This is a genomic window from Echinicola sediminis (assembly GCF_054777495.1).
On record NZ_BAAHAP010000126.1, the window covers coordinates 1 to 12,103 of the forward strand.

The following is a 12,103-nucleotide window of genomic DNA, read 5'->3' on the forward strand; positions in this document are numbered from 1 at the left end:
GGTTGGTTTTAAGTTATTAAAAGGGAGTTATTCAGGTTTGAGTTTCGATAAAGAAATACAATATGAGGCACCTAGAGGAATTATAGGTTGGGCTTATAATACGCCAGGGGTTTAGGGAGAATCATTTCAATTGATTAACTGATCGGAAATTCAGAACGGCAGATCTCTGTAAATTATAAAAGTTTGAGGGGCGTAATAGGTTGTCCGAGTTATTGCCATGTCAATTACCTGAAATAAAACATAAAATAATTTTCAAGACCCTGAAAAGGACCCTGAACTAAAAATAAAAACCCTAACTCATTGTTTTTAAGCGAGTTAGGGTTTGTTTATGCAGAGGAGGAGGGATTCGAACCCCCGGTACCTCGCGGTACAACGGTTTTCAAGACCGCCGCATTCGACCACTCTGCCACTCCTCTGGGTCTGATGCGTATTATTTGAAGACGTTTATGTTTGTCTTACGGTTTGCAAAGGTACTTCTTAGTTTGATTTATGCAATAGTTTGGTGAAGAAAAATATTCTCAAAACCATTAACCGGCTGATTTTTTAGGGGTTAAATTTTCGGGAGGTGCTTCCTTTCGGCAGCCTTGTCCAGGCTGACATTGATCTCAAAACAAATCAGGATGATGTAGGAGGTGATCAGCAGCCACAGCATCAGCGCAATCATGGTGCCTATGGAGCCGTACAGTTTGTTGTACGAAGCAAAGTTGTTCAGGTAATAGGAAAAGAGATAGAAACCCAGGGTGATCAGCAGGCCTGCGGTGGTGGAGCCATAGGAAAAGAAGTGCCATTTGTCATGTACTGCCGGGGCAAACCTAAAGATAAAAGAGGTGGCTATCATAAAGAGCAGCAAGAGGGCAAAAAACCTGAGGGAAGCCACCATATAATAGAGGATGGTGTTGGAGACCACACCGTATTCGGTTAGGAAAACCAGCATCTTGTTGCCAAAGATCATGACGAGGACTGCGGCACAAATGTCGAGGATCAGCAGCAGGACGATGCCTACCGCTATGGCCCTGGTTTGAAGGTAGCCCCTGTTTTCTTTGGTGCGGTAGCAGGCATTGAAGGCACTCATCAGGGAGGCTACCCCGTTGGTGGCCAGGAAAAGGGCCAAAAAGAAACCAAAGGACAGCATGCCCTGTCTCGGACGGCTGATAATGTCCAGAACCGTCGGTTCGGTGCCTTTGTACAAGGAGGGGGGCATGACTTCCTTGATAAAGAGCAGGATGTTTTCAGGGGTGATTTCCGGGAAGAAAAGCTCGATAAAGGGAAGCATGTTCAGCAAGAACAAGATCAGCGGGAAAAGGGCCACGGTAAAATTAAAGGCCACCGCATTGGCACGGTCATCGATCTCATCTTTGCGCAGCTGGTGGAGGAAGATCTTTCCCACATCATAAAGGTTCTGGTCCGGGTTTTTGAGGTGGATGCTTCTCAGCTTCTTCGCCTGCTTGTCCAGTTTGTCTAGTATGCTATGCACTTTTTTTTTGACCATCAGTGCGCTTATCCTAAAAGTAAGTCTGTAATAAATCTACTAAATCCTGAGGAGGTCTGCACGGTCTATGGCTGTCTTTTTTCAGGAAGGTAAGGATGGTGTGACCGGTGTGGATCAGCTCTTCCTCTTCGTTGGAGATTTCATAGTCAAACCTGATTTTCACCCCGGGGATTTTGGCAATGGTCGTTTTGATGGTCAGAAGCTCATCGTACTTTCCCGGTTTGAGGTACTTGCTGTGACTTTCCAGTACCGGCATCATGACCCCTTCGTCTTCCATCCTTTTATAGGAAAAACCGACACTCCGCAAAGCTTCCACACGGGCCACTTCAAAATACATGGCATAGTTTCCGTAATAAACGTAGCCCATTTGGTCGGTTTCTGCATACCTCACCCGGACTTGAGTCGTTGCTGTAAACATAGGCTTAAAATACTTTGGCGGCGTTTAAGGCATTTTGATATTTTCTGGCCTGGTTCAAGTGATCTCTCAGATTGGTGGAGAAAACATGGTAGCCTGAAAAGTCCTCTTTGGCACAGAAATACAGGTAGTCATGGTCCTGATGATTGAGTACCGCATCGATAGAGGTGATGTCGGGCAGGTTGATGGGGCCAGGGGGCAGGCCGGCATACATGTAGGTATTGTAGGGGCTGTCGGTTTCTTTGTGCACATTCAGCACCCTTTTGATGGTGAAATCGCCCAAGGCAAAAACCAAAGTGGGGTCTGCCTGTAGGGGGATGCCCCTGTTCAGCCGGTTCATATAAACCCCCGCAATGGTAGGTTTTTCCGTGTTTTTGGTGGTCTCTGCCTGAACGATGGAGGCAAGAGTGGAGATTTCCTTGGGTGTCATGCTCATTTCCGCTGCCATGGCGGTTCTTTCCTCATCCCAAAACCTTTTGTATTCCTTGTACATCCGGTCAAACAGCTGTTCGGCACTGGTGTTCCAGTACAGCTCATAAGTGTCTGGGATGAACATGCTCATCACGGTTTCTTCCTCGAAATCAAACTTTCTGATGTAAACACTGTCGGTAAGGAGATGGAGAAACTGCTTTTCGCCAACTTCCAGGTTTTTGGTGATTCTTTCCGCCAGGTCTTCCTTGGTGCGTATATTGTTAAAAGTGACGTTTACAGGTGTCTGCTTGCCAGATCTGAGGAGGGTGACCAGTTCCTTGTTGGACATTTTAGGTTGGATGGTGTACAGTCCCGGTTTGACATTATCCTGGTACTTCATCACTTTGGCCACAAAGCTAAAGGAGATGACATCCTGTATGATATTGTTGGCAGTCAGGCTGTCGGACACCTGCTTGAAGGTGGCATTGCTGGGGATGCGCAGTTCGGCGGGTTCGTCCACTTTGGTCAGGGTGTTGGCGCTGAAAAACACCTGGTAGAAATAGAAGACAAAGGAAGAGACCAGTACGGAAAGGGCCACCATTCCCACCATGTAGTATTTTTGATTCTTTTTGGTAATCATATAGTATTAAACGACTCAATTTCAATTGGGGCAAAAATAGCTAATTTAATTTTTTAACTTTAGGGTTATGGCAGCAGACTTTATCAAAATTTATCCCGAAAACCCCAATCCCCGTCACGTACGTCAAGTGGTGGAGGTTTTGAGAAATGGGGGCGTGGTGATTTACCCTACCGATACGATTTATGGTATTGGGTGCGATATTTACAATCAAAAGGCAATTGAGCGCATCTGTCAGATCAAGGGGGTGAAGCCGCAGAAACAAAATTTTTCATTTATATGCTATGACCTGAGCAATATTTCGGAATACACCCGCGTATTAAGTACTCCGGTGTTTAAGGTAATGAAGAAGGCACTTCCCGGGCCTTATACCTTTATTCTGGACGCCAATAATAAGGTGCCCAAATTGCTGCACAGCAAAAAGAAAACGGTGGGGATCCGAATCCCGGACCATAGTATTCCTCGTACATTGGTAAAAGAGCTGGGGCAGCCCATCGTCACTACCTCCATCAGGGATGAAGACGATGTGTTGGAATACAGCACTGATCCAGAGCTTATTTACGAAAAATACCGCGACCTGGTGGATGTGGTGATTGATGGTGGATATGGAAACAATGTGCCCTCTACGGTCGTTGATTGTACTGGTGGGGAGATAGAAGTAATTAGAGAAGGATTAGGGAATTTAGAAGAGATGCTCTAGTCCTGATCGGGCGTTAAACCGTGGTGATCGCATGTCCATTCATTTCTAAGGGTGATTGGTCAGGACAATGGGGACAGAGGTAATCAGGTTAAAAATGCAAAACAGGTTTTAATTTGGTTATTTTTGGGCATGGAAAAAAGAGCGTTGCTGGTCGACTTGTTTTATTTGCCTCCTATAGAATTTTTTGTGGCGATAGATGGAGCGGATCGGATAGTGGTAGAAAAAGAAGATAATTATCAAAAGCAGACCTATAGGAACAGGGCACATATTAGGTTGGCCAATAAAGTAGAAACATTGAGTATTCCCGTATCAGGAGGGAACAAAAAAGTTAGGTATAAAAAAGTAGCGATAGATTATGATCAGAAATGGAAGAATGTTCATCTAAGGGGGATCAAGAGTGCCTACGGCAAAGCTCCTTTTTTTGAATTTTTCTTTCCGTATTTTGAAGCGGTCTATCAGGAGCAAATTGACAGTCTGTTTGAATTTAATCTCAAATTACTGACACTTTGTCTTAAATTGCTCCAAGTTAAAATAGAGGTGACGACAAGTGACCAATATGAGCGGTTTCCTGAAATGCAGGACCTCAGGGGCCAAATTGTCGCCAAGGAGTCGTTTAAGGCAAGAAATATTTATAGGCCTGTATCCTATAATCAACTGTTTGGCTTAGACTTTGTACCTAATTTGAGCATTATCGATTTGTTGTTCTGCGAAGGACCCCGCTCAAAGGAGCTGATTCAGCAGTCGAAAAAAAGAAATGAACAATCCTGAAAAGGATTGTGTTTTTAAAACAAATTCGGTAAAATTAGATAAAGGATTTATCACAAATCAGAAAGGAACTAAATGGAAGCAAAATTTTCAAATAGAGTCAAGGAGGTGATCTCTCTAAGTCGTGAAGAAGCTTTGCGTCTAGGGCACGATTACATTGGGACCGAGCACCTCTTGCTGGGCATGATCCGTGAAGGGGAGGGTGTCGCTGTTTCCATATTGAAAAAATTAGGGGTGCCTTTGGATGAGCTGCGCAATTCTGTGGAGCGTGCCGTAAAAGGGACGGCCAATCACAATGTGAAAAATCTGGCCAATATTCCGCTGACAAGGCAATCTGAAAAAGTGCTAAAGATCACTTACCTGGAAGCTAAAATTTTCAAAAGCCAACTTATAGGAACGGAGCATTTGCTTCTGTCCATTCTTAGGGATGAAGATAATATAGCTACCCAAATCTTGCATAAATTCGATACCACCTACGATACTGTGAAGGAAATGCTGGAATTTCAAACTGATCAAAGTCCCCGCTCAGGAGCGGAGGCCGATGATACCGATGAGGAAAGCAGCAAGTTGTTCGGATCTTCCGGAGGATCTTCCGGGGGAGGAGGCAAGGGAGCCGCTGAAAAATCCAGGACCCCGGTTTTGGACAATTTCGGCAGAGACCTTACCCGAATGGCAGAGGATGATAAACTTGACCCTATTATTGGTAGGGAAAAGGAAATCGAGCGTGTAGCGCAGATCCTTTCCAGAAGAAAGAAAAACAACCCGATACTGATCGGTGAACCGGGGGTAGGTAAAACAGCCATTGCTGAAGGACTGGCCTTGAGAATTGTTCAGAAAAAGGTTTCACGGGTGCTTTTCAATAAGCGAGTGGTTACTTTGGACCTGGCATCTCTGGTGGCCGGCACAAAATACAGGGGGCAGTTTGAGGAGAGAATGAAGGCCGTGATGAACGAGCTGGAGAAGTCTCCCAACGTAATCCTGTTCATTGACGAGTTGCACACCATAGTGGGGGCTGGAGGAGCCAGTGGTTCTTTGGATGCTTCTAATATGTTCAAGCCTGCCCTTGCCCGTGGAGAAATCCAATGCATCGGCGCGACTACCTTGGATGAATACCGTCAGTACATCGAAAAAGATGGTGCTTTGGCCAGAAGGTTCCAGATGGTGATGGTGGATGCCACCTCTCCAGAAGAAACCATACAGATCCTGAACAATATCAAGGACAAGTACGAGGACCACCACAATGTAAATTATACTCCCGAGGCGGTGAATGCCTGTGTGAAACTTTCCGACAGGTACATTTCCGATAGGTTCTTGCCGGATAAGGCCATCGATATTTTGGATGAGGCGGGAGCCAGGGTACATATCAATAATATCCATGTGCCTGACGAAATCCTAAAATTGGAGGAAGAGGTAGAAAATATCAAAGTGGAGAAAAACAGGGTGGTCAAAAGCCAGAAATACGAAGAGGCTGCCCAGTTGAGAGATAGAGAAAAGAAACTGCTTGAGCAATTGGATAATGCCAAGGCCAAGTGGGAAGAGGAAAGCAAAACCAAACGCTATACTGTAGAAGAGGATAATGTGGCTGAGGTAATAGCCATGATGACCGGTATACCTGCCAAGCGAATTGCACAGAATGAAGGCAATAAATTGCTGAATATGGGTGTGGAGCTACAGGGCAAGGTGATCGGCCAGAATGAAGCCATCAAAAAGCTGACCAAGGCCATTCAAAGGACCCGGGTGGGGCTGAAAGACCCGCGCAAACCGATAGGTTCCTTTATTTTCCTTGGACCTACAGGAGTAGGTAAGACAGAGTTGGCCAAAACATTGGCGACTTATCTGTTTGACAAAGAGGATTCTTTGGTACGAATAGACATGTCTGAATACATGGAGAAGTTCAGCGTATCGCGTTTGGTCGGAGCGCCTCCGGGCTATGTAGGCTATGAAGAAGGTGGTCAGTTGACTGAAAAAGTCAGAAGAAAGCCTTACTCTGTAGTACTATTGGACGAAATAGAAAAGGCACACCCAGATGTGTTCAACCTCTTGCTGCAGGTATTGGATGATGGTATCCTTACCGACGGCCTAGGAAGAAGGGTGGATTTCAGGAATACGGTGATCATCATGACATCCAATATTGGTGTCAGGGATCTGAAGGACTTTGGAGCAGGTATCGGCTTTGCCTCAAAATCCAAAGAGGAAAACATGGACGAGGTAATGAAGTCCACTATCCAGAGTGCCCTGAAAAAGGCCTTTAGTCCTGAGTTCCTGAACAGACTGGATGATGTCGTTGTGTTCAATTCTCTGAGCAAGGAGGATATCCACAAGATTATCGATATCAGCTTGGAGAAATTGTTCAGCAGAATCACGGATCTTGGCTATACCATAGAGCTTACGGATAAGGCCAAGGATTTCTTGTCGGATAAGGGCTATGACCAACAGTACGGTGCCCGTCCACTCAATAGGGCCATCCAAAAATACTTGGAGGATTCCATTGCAGAAGAAATCCTGAGAGGAGAGCTTTCCGAAGGGGATGTGATCAAAGCTGATTATTCCGGTGAAGGCGATGAGTTGACCATCACTGTAAAGAAAAAGGAAAAAGCTGATTAGCTTAATAAACCATTAAATTAAAAGAGGTTCCAATCTGGAACCTCTTTTTTTGTTTCCGGTCGGTTTGTTTTTACATTTTTTAACATTAATATATTCTAAGCCAGTGTTTTATTGGTCTTTCTTTTGCTAGCTTGATACGCATGAAATTTGTCTTTCAGATTATTCTTAAGTTGACCTTTTTGGCCTCATTGGTCCCTTATCTGGTATCGGAAAAGGTTTATCAAAAATACCATTGGAGAATTAATTCACAGGTGGAGGATTCACTGTATTACGGACGGAAGGGAATGGGAGAGGTGGACAGCAATTTGCTCAATGAGGCAAGCGGGTTGGCTTCGTCCAGAAAATATGACAATGTGCTGTATACCCATAACGACAGTGGCGGTCTTCCGGTCATTTATAAAATGGATACGACGGGGAAAACGATCGGGCAAATCCATTTGAAAGGAACAAGCAATAGGGATTGGGAGGACATTGCTGTGGGGGCGGGGCCAGAAAATGGAAAATCCTATATCTATGTAGGAGAGATAGGGGATAACCAAGCTACAGCACCAAACATAAAGGTTCTCCGCTTTGAAGAGCCCCATGGAAATGAGGATACTACCTGGGTGGAGCCTGATATCATGGAGGTCCGATACCCGGAGGGAGCACGGGATGCCGAAACGCTGATGGTGGATCCCTGGAACGGGGATGTGTTGATCGTGAGTAAAAGGGATTCGAGTAATGTGCTTTACCGTCTGAGGCAGGAGGAGAGCACAGGTGCTGATACGACCGAACTGGAAGAAGTGATGAAATTGCCCATAACCATGTCTGTAGCAGGGGATATTTCTCCCGACGGTAAGGAAATCATCATCAAAAACTATTGGGTGATTTATCATTGGACCAGAGAAGAAGGGGAAAGCCTTGAAGAAGCCCTGTCCAGAAAACCCGTACAATTACCTTATATCCCGGAACCACAGGGAGAAGCGGTGGCTTTTAGCCGCAGTGGCCAAAGCTATTTTACCCTGAGTGAGGAGAAGTTTAGGGTAAAGCCGGTTTTGTATCAATACCATAAGAAATAATGGGGAAGAAGAAGTTGTTTTGTAACTTTATCAGAGAAAGCTGCCGAAAAGCACTTTCACTTCACCTCAATCCTGTCTTATGGCCACTCAAACAACTTCTACGGTACTGATGATAAGACCGGCGGCTTTTGGGTTTAATCCCGAAACTGCCCAGGATAACCTGTATCAACAGCCTGATGACAGAACGGCCGCAGATGTTCAAGAAACAGCATTGAAAGAGTTCGATGGTTTTGTTTCCCTGCTAAAGGCCAAAGGCATTGAGGTGATTGTTTTGGAGGATACCAGTACGCCGGAAAAACCGGATGCCATTTTTCCGAACAACTGGTTTAGTACCCATGAAGATGGTCGTTTGTTGCTTTATCCTATGCTTTCGCCCGGAAGAAGAAAAGAACGCCGAAAGGATTTGGTTACGGTATTGGCCAGCAAGGGTTTTATCACCGAGGAGATCGTGGACCTGACTTTTTTTGAAGAGGACGGGCAGTTTTTGGAAAGTACCGGAAGTCTGGTTTTGGACAGGGCCCATAAGGTGGCTTATGCCTGTTCTTCGGAGCGTACCCATGCTGTCCCCTTGCACTATTTTGAGCAGCTGATGGGATACAAAGTGGTTACTTTTTCGGCTGTCCAAGCGCTAGAAAAAGTAAAAAGGCCGGTTTATCATACCAATGTGATGATGCATGTCGGGGAAAAATTGGCGGTGGTTTGCCTAGACAGCATTGAGAGAAAGGCTGAGAAGATGCAGGTCAAAGAAAGCCTGTTGAAAAGTGGGAAAAAAATCGTCCCCATAACGATCCATCAGAAGCAGGCTTTTGCAGGAAATATGCTGGAGCTCCGAAACGGGGAAGGGAGAGCTTATACGGTTTTGTCTGCCACAGCCTACCAGAGCCTCAAGGCTGGACAAAAGCAGTTGATCGGAAAATATACTGAACTGATAGTACCAGCCATACCTACCATAGAAAAGCTGGGAGGTGGAAGTGTACGTTGTATGATGGCAGAGATCTTTTTGCCAAGAAAGTTGAGAAATGATTGAATTTGAGGTTGAAAGTCGAATACAGTAGCGAAGCGACCGATTTCAAAGCAGTTTCAGGCCGTAATACTTGTGTGCCGTGGCGTAGATTTTCTATTGCATTTTTGAATTTAAATTATGTACTTTTTCCAGGTCTTAGAATTTGGGTTATATAGGAGAACCATAAAACGAAAAGCCCCGGTAATAATCATTACCGGGGCTTTTCGTTTATCGTCCTTATGTGGAAATCCTAGATTCCAGTATAGTTAAAAGGAGTAATCTCTTTCAGTTCCGATTTGACTTCATCAGAAACGTTCAGGGTTTCTATAAATTCCCTGATGGACTGTTCGGTGATATGCGTATTGGTTCTGGTAAGGTCTTTCAAGGCCTCGTAAGGTTTAGGGTACCCCTCTCTTCTCAATACCGTTTGAAGGGCTTCTGCCACCACGGCCCAGTTTTCGTCCAGGTCAGCATCGATGGCCGCTTTGTTCAGCTCCAGTTTGCCCAATCCTTTCTTGAGCGATTCGAAGGAGATCAGCATGTGGCCCAATGGTACTCCGATCACCCTAAGCACGGTGCTGTCGGTAAGGTCTCTTTGAAGCCTGCTGACAGGAAGCTTTGCTGCCAGGTGCTCCAATAGCGCATTTGCTATACCTAAATTGCCCTCAGCATTTTCAAAATCAATTGGGTTTACCTTGTGGGGCATGGCCGATGAACCTACTTCTCCCGCCTTGATTTTTTGCTTGAAATAATTCATGCTGACATATTGCCAAACATCTTTGGACAGGTCCAAGAGAATGGTGTTGATTCTTTTCAGACCATCAAAAGTAGCCGCCAGGTTATCGTAATGTTCGATCTGTGTGGTAGGGAAACTTCTTTCCAGTCCCAGGTATTGGCTTACAAAATTATTGGCAAAGGTATTCCATTCTTGGTTGGGATAAGCCACTTTATGGGCGTTCATATTGCCTGTAGCTCCACCGAATTTGGCTGAATAGGGCACCTGGTGCAGCAGGGCCAGCTGGTTTTCCAAGCGGGTTACAAAAACCTGGAATTCCTTGCCCAGTCGGGTAGGGGAAGCAGGCTGACCGTGGGTCTTGGCCAGCATGGAAATGCCTTTCCACTCTTCCACTTGACTTTTGAGCTTGGAGAGCACTTCGTCCAGCACTGGTAGAATGACCTGTTCCAGACCGTCTTTGAGCATTAGCGGAGTGGAGGTATTGTTGATATCCTGCGATGTCAGTCCGAAGTGTATGAATTCTTTTTGAGCTTCCAAACCTAACTTATCAAAAGCAGACTTCAGGAAATATTCCACTGCCTTGACATCATGATTGGTGGTTTTTTCGATTTCTTTGATCGCTTCAGCATCGGCTTCAGAGAAATTGTCCACTATGGCCCTCAGCTGAGGGAATAAGTCTTTGGAAATGCCTTTTAGTTGAGGAAGGGGCATTTCACACAGGGCGATGAAATATTCAACTTCTACCTTTACACGGTACTTGATCAAGGCGTATTCAGAGAAAAAAGCACGTAAAGAGGCTGTCTTGCTTCCGTACCTTCCATCTACGGAGGATACAGCGGTCAGCGTATTTAAATTCATGATGGTTTCAGTTTCGATTTGGATAATGCTGCAAAAATAAATCTTTAAATGGTAAAAGTACTTCTATTTGCGGTTAATTTCAGTCAAAGTGCTGTGTCTTTACTATATATCAAAAAAAACGGGACTGCTATATTAGCCGTCCCGTGGTGTGATCGAACAAGTTGGTTCAGTTGTCGAATTAGTAATTTGGATAGTTTCGGATGACCTGAAGGCTAAGGTCGTCCTCGGAAGAGGAACTGTTTTGAGGATCGGCATAGCCACGGACAATCACGGTATAGATCCTTTGTGTACGGAGATTAAGGTCTTCTGCCGTCAGCAATGTCTCATCGGTGCCCGCATTTTTCACGGTGAAGGAAGTAAGGTCTGCATCGATTTCAATGAAGTCAGATACCTCCTTAAAAGAAACATTGGAAACAAAGGGAGTCTCCTCCTCATTGATAAAAAGGTCCACTTCAGGGGCATCTTTGGAAAGATGGGCAAACCTGACCATGGCTTTGTTTTCCTCTGGATCCTCCCAGTTGTCTTCAGCAATCACCACGCCCATATCCGAATCTTCTTCACCGTCGATAAAGAAAAAGGTATAAGGCTGGTTTTCTTCCAAGGTCACTGCGGTATCCAAAAGGGAATTGGCCGCATTCCTGTTTTTGAACGACAGGTCTCTTTCGCCGGTAAAGTAATTACCGTACGTAAAGTAATCGGTGTACTCAAAGTTGTTGGAGTTGTACAGTCTGCCGTCAGCATAGATGCTAACAGAGCCGGTTTCGGGCGAAGCATGGTAGTAGGACACATAGGCCACGGGACCGTCATAGTACTCCACATCGTCATCGTTGAGGCAGCTGCTGATCAGCAAGGGTGATAAAGCCAGCAGCACAAGGCCCAGGTTTCTTTTCCAATTCATAAACAACTTGTTTTTGCTTAATCGGGTTAACATAATCGTGTTGGTTTAATCTATTTTTCTCTTTTCATTGTCTGTCACGGATTGTTCGCTTTTGTCTCAGTTCCTTTGTTCATCCAGAACTGCTCCTGTAAAGCAGGGGCAAAGGATAAAAACGTATCGGCAACAAAGCGGATAATCTCATCCAGTTTCAACCCCAAAACGTAAGCCAGTGGAGAAACGCTACAGTAGGATGAAAAAAAATGAGGGAAAAATCAGGCGCCTTCAAGGAGCTCCCCAGACTTTATCACTTCTGATTTAAAATCATCTTCACGAATGAAGCGAAGTGAACTTGGCGTGTAATGATAGCACGTATAAGAAGGTTGCCTGACAGCCGTTAGCTATGTAGGGAAGTCAATTTCTTCGCACAAAACGAGACTGCTTCATCCTCCCGCATCCCGATAGCTATGCGGGATGAAGGGACAACAAATTCATGGATAAAATAAGACAATGTCATCCAACTCCTTTATATTCAAGAAAATGTTACTTTCTC

General features: G+C 45.0%; 10 protein-coding genes and 1 tRNA gene. 5 read left to right on the forward strand and 6 right to left on the reverse strand.

Annotation, left to right across the window (positions count from 1 at the left end):
• Positions 1-331 precede the first annotated feature (331 nt).
• The 4 genes from ACYVAA_RS20505 to mltG all read right to left on the reverse strand — a co-directional run bounded on the left by ACYVAA_RS20505 (position 332) and on the right by mltG (position 2,955).
• Positions 332-416 (reverse strand) — tRNA-Ser (locus ACYVAA_RS20505).
• A 134-nt stretch (positions 417-550) separates the two neighbouring features.
• Positions 551-1,489 carry a YihY/virulence factor BrkB family protein gene (locus ACYVAA_RS20510; RefSeq protein ID WP_460545405.1) on the reverse strand — a complete coding sequence of 313 codons (939 nt, stop codon included), beginning with the start codon at positions 1,487-1,489 and terminating at the stop codon, positions 551-553.
• A 13-nt stretch (positions 1,490-1,502) separates the two neighbouring features.
• The gene (locus tag ACYVAA_RS20515; RefSeq protein ID WP_460545407.1) at positions 1,503-1,907 is read right to left on the reverse strand and encodes an acyl-CoA thioesterase; all 405 of its coding nucleotides are present in this window, start codon (positions 1,905-1,907) and stop codon (positions 1,503-1,505) included.
• A 4-nt stretch (positions 1,908-1,911) separates the two neighbouring features.
• Positions 1,912-2,955 carry an endolytic transglycosylase MltG gene (gene mltG / locus ACYVAA_RS20520; RefSeq protein WP_460545409.1) on the reverse strand — a complete coding sequence of 348 codons (1,044 nt, stop codon included), beginning with the start codon at positions 2,953-2,955 and terminating at the stop codon, positions 1,912-1,914.
• 67 nt (positions 2,956-3,022) lie between these two features.
• Between mltG and ACYVAA_RS20525 the strand changes: the two genes are divergently transcribed.
• The 5 genes from ACYVAA_RS20525 (at position 3,023) to ctlX (ending at position 9,106) form a co-directional block, all read left to right on the forward strand.
• Positions 3,023-3,652, forward strand: a complete 630-nt coding sequence (locus ACYVAA_RS20525) for an L-threonylcarbamoyladenylate synthase (protein WP_460545411.1) — start codon at positions 3,023-3,025, stop codon at positions 3,650-3,652.
• 129 nt (positions 3,653-3,781) lie between these two features.
• Positions 3,782-4,420, forward strand: coding sequence for a WbqC family protein (locus ACYVAA_RS20530; RefSeq protein ID WP_460545413.1), 639 nt, complete (start codon positions 3,782-3,784; stop codon positions 4,418-4,420).
• 72 nt (positions 4,421-4,492) lie between these two features.
• A complete protein-coding gene (locus ACYVAA_RS20535; protein ID WP_460545415.1) occupies positions 4,493-7,021 on the forward strand; it encodes an ATP-dependent Clp protease ATP-binding subunit in 2,529 nt (842 codons plus the stop codon).
• Positions 7,022-7,161: 140 nt separating this feature from the next.
• Entirely contained in the window at positions 7,162-8,079 is a 918-nt protein-coding gene (locus tag ACYVAA_RS20540; RefSeq protein ID WP_460545417.1) for a hypothetical protein, read from the forward strand.
• A gap of 79 nt (positions 8,080-8,158) precedes the next feature.
• Positions 8,159-9,106 carry a citrulline utilization hydrolase CtlX gene (gene ctlX, locus ACYVAA_RS20545; RefSeq protein WP_460545419.1) on the forward strand — a complete coding sequence of 316 codons (948 nt, stop codon included), beginning with the start codon at positions 8,159-8,161 and terminating at the stop codon, positions 9,104-9,106.
• 226 nt (positions 9,107-9,332) lie between these two features.
• On the opposite strand, the gene purB is transcribed toward ctlX, so the two are convergent.
• On the reverse strand, positions 9,333-10,676 hold the full coding sequence (gene purB, locus ACYVAA_RS20550; protein ID WP_460545421.1) for an adenylosuccinate lyase: 1,344 nt from the start codon (positions 10,674-10,676) through the stop codon (positions 9,333-9,335).
• Positions 10,677-10,854: 178 nt separating this feature from the next.
• Entirely contained in the window at positions 10,855-11,574 is a 720-nt protein-coding gene (locus tag ACYVAA_RS20555) for a DUF4397 domain-containing protein (protein WP_460545423.1), read from the reverse strand.
• Between the last annotated feature and the right edge of the window lie 529 nt (positions 11,575-12,103).

Coding starts and splice junctions, on each gene's coding strand:
- ctlX (WP_460545419.1), top strand. CDS start 8,159: ATGGCCACTCAAACAACTTCTACGGTACTGATGATAAGACCGGCGGCT.
- mltG (WP_460545409.1), bottom strand. CDS start 2,955: ATGATTACCAAAAAGAATCAAAAATACTACATGGTGGGAATGGTGGCC.
- ACYVAA_RS20510 (WP_460545405.1), bottom strand. CDS start 1,489: ATGGTCAAAAAAAAAGTGCATAGCATACTAGACAAACTGGACAAGCAG.
- ACYVAA_RS20555 (WP_460545423.1), bottom strand. CDS start 11,574: ATGAATTGGAAAAGAAACCTGGGCCTTGTGCTGCTGGCTTTATCACCC.
- ACYVAA_RS20530 (WP_460545413.1), top strand. CDS start 3,782: ATGGAAAAAAGAGCGTTGCTGGTCGACTTGTTTTATTTGCCTCCTATA.
- ACYVAA_RS20535 (WP_460545415.1), top strand. CDS start 4,493: ATGGAAGCAAAATTTTCAAATAGAGTCAAGGAGGTGATCTCTCTAAGT.
- ACYVAA_RS20525 (WP_460545411.1), top strand. CDS start 3,023: ATGGCAGCAGACTTTATCAAAATTTATCCCGAAAACCCCAATCCCCGT.
- purB (WP_460545421.1), bottom strand. CDS start 10,676: ATGAATTTAAATACGCTGACCGCTGTATCCTCCGTAGATGGAAGGTAC.
- ACYVAA_RS20515 (WP_460545407.1), bottom strand. CDS start 1,907: ATGTTTACAGCAACGACTCAAGTCCGGGTGAGGTATGCAGAAACCGAC.
- ACYVAA_RS20540 (WP_460545417.1), top strand. CDS start 7,162: ATGAAATTTGTCTTTCAGATTATTCTTAAGTTGACCTTTTTGGCCTCA.